Origin of the sequence: Sphingobacterium sp. IITKGP-BTPF85 (assembly GCF_001006065.1) — a bacterium.
Taxonomy (GTDB): Bacteria; Bacteroidota; Bacteroidia; order Sphingobacteriales; family Sphingobacteriaceae; genus Sphingobacterium; species Sphingobacterium anhuiense.
On sequence record NZ_ASZT02000270.1, the window covers coordinates 1 to 2318 of the forward strand.

Consider the following 2318-nt stretch of genomic DNA (forward strand, 5'->3'; position numbering starts at 1 on the left):
AAAAAACAGGTCTTCGTATCGATGCCTACTTCTCCGCATCTAAGATCAACTGGATATTAGATCATGTAAAAGGTGCTAGAGAAAGAGCAAATGTGGGCGATCTCGCTTTTGGAACCATAGATAGTTGGATTATTTGGAACCTAACTGATGGAGCTGTCCATGTAACCGATGTGTCCAATGCATCAAGAACGATGTTGTACAATATCGAAACGTTAACATGGGATAATGAATTGCTGACCATATTTAACGTACCTGCAAGTATCCTTCCTAAAGTTGCCTCCTCGTCAGAGGTATATGGACATACTTCGGGTCAGATCCTTTCCAGTAGTGTACCTATTGCAGGGATTGCGGGCGATCAGCAAGCGGCACTATTTGGACAAATGTGCACCCAAAAAGGAATGGCAAAAAATACCTATGGAACAGGTTGCTTCTTATTAATGAACATTGGCTCAAAACCAATTTTTTCGAATAACAATTTAGTCACTACGATTGCTTGGAGAATTGGAGGAAAGGTAACATACGCTCTGGAAGGAAGTGTATTCATTGGAGGAGCTGTTGTGCAGTGGTTACGAGATGAATTAGGTATCATCAAAACTTCTGCAGAAATAGAAAAATTGGCTGAAAGTGTAGCGGATAGCGATGGTGTCTATATGGTTCCGGCTTTTTCAGGTTTAGGAGCACCACATTGGAATCCTTATGCACGTGGTACGATATTAGGGCTTTCTCGAGGCACCAATGTCGCTCATATTGCCAGAGCTGCGCTAGAGGGAATCGCATTTCAAATAACAGATATTCTGACAGCCATGCAGTCTGATTCAAATATTGAAATCAAAGAACTTCGTGTTGATGGTGGCGCAAGTGCGAATAATTTCCTGATGCAAACCCAGGCCAACTTTCTCAATACAATCACCATACGTCCTGAGGTAACAGAAACGACAGCACTTGGAGCAGCATATTTAGCCGGTCTAGCGGTTGGATTTTGGCCCAGTATGGAAGAAATAGCAAAACAATGGCAAATTAACAGAACATTTACACCAATACCAGATCCATCAATTGAACAATCATTGCGAGAATGGAAGCGCGCTGTAGAGACAACCAAGTTTTGGGCTAACTACGATCTCAACGCTTAACAACAGTTATTATGAATGTACTAATCGCAGAATTTATTGGGACAGCCGTGCTCATTTTATTAGGAGGAGGAGTTGTCGCAAATGTTGTATTAAAAGATACTAAAGGGAACAATTCAGGTTGGATGGTAATCAGTACAGCTTGGGCTTTAGCGGTATTTGCCGGAGTAACGATTGCAGGACCCTATAGCGGGGCGCATCTTAATCCTGCTGTTACGCTTGCTAATTTAATATTGAACAAAATGACCTTAAGTTAGGACTTCAATACATCACAATGCAAATTTTAGGGGCTATGTTTGGTTCATTTATCGTTTGGTTGATGTACAAAGATCATTTCACCCAAACCGAAGATGCAGGAGCCAAAGAGGCCGTGTTTTGTACAAGACCTGCTATCTTTAATCCTAAAATTAATATCATCAGTGAAATTGTAGGTACTTTTGTCTTAATTTTTTGCATCCTACATTTCACTGAACCAACTATCCAACAAGGACAAACTTTGGGCTTAGGTACTATAGGAGCAATACCTGTAAGTTTTATTGTTTGGGTAATCGGATTATCTTTAGGCGGTACAACCGGGTACGCCATCAACCCTGCCCGAGATTTAGGCCCTCGAATTACACATGCTTTATTACCGATAAAGAATAAAAAAACATTTAATCTAGCATATGCCTGGGTGCCTATAGTCGGTCCACTTATAGGCAGTACTCTTGCCACATTGATCTATTTATGTATAAATTAAGACGATTAAAATTTGTCCAATTGCAAGAATAAAAATCCAATATTCTATAATAAATATCATAATAAGCATTAAGAATAACCTAATCCAGCTAAATAAACTGGATTAGGTTATTTTTTATCAAGTATAATGAAAGGGAAACCTATTGCTCGTAAATCATGTGATCTCAAATAGACTATCATATGCTACATACAAAACTGAATAGCTAAGTGATAACGAAGAAATAAAAAGGCAGTGCACAAACCCAGCGTTCACGAGAACATAATAGTCCCTAGTATATAAGAAGTATCAAATAGCATTATATGAGTATTAAAAATTAGAGATCGGAAGATATAGTGACAGTATGCTTGTCCGATAGGAAGAGGATATAGAAGCTGAATAGGTTAAATGATGAGCATGAAGGGCCTGCAGAAGGCACCGGAAGAACAGGAATAGCTATGCTCTCAGCATAAAAA

General features: G+C 39.3%; 1 protein-coding gene and 1 pseudogene. Both read left to right on the plus strand.

Translation table 11 applies throughout. The features are described 5' to 3' along the window. Positions 1 to 1130 (plus strand): FGGY family carbohydrate kinase (locus L950_RS24955; RefSeq protein WP_021189600.1); only part of this gene is annotated, 1130 nt, incomplete at its 5' end. Positions 1131 to 1141: 11 nt separating this feature from the next. Continuing rightward, positions 1142 to 1866 (plus strand): annotated as a pseudogene (locus L950_RS24960) (MIP/aquaporin family protein). The last annotated feature ends 452 nt before the right edge of the window (positions 1867 to 2318 follow it).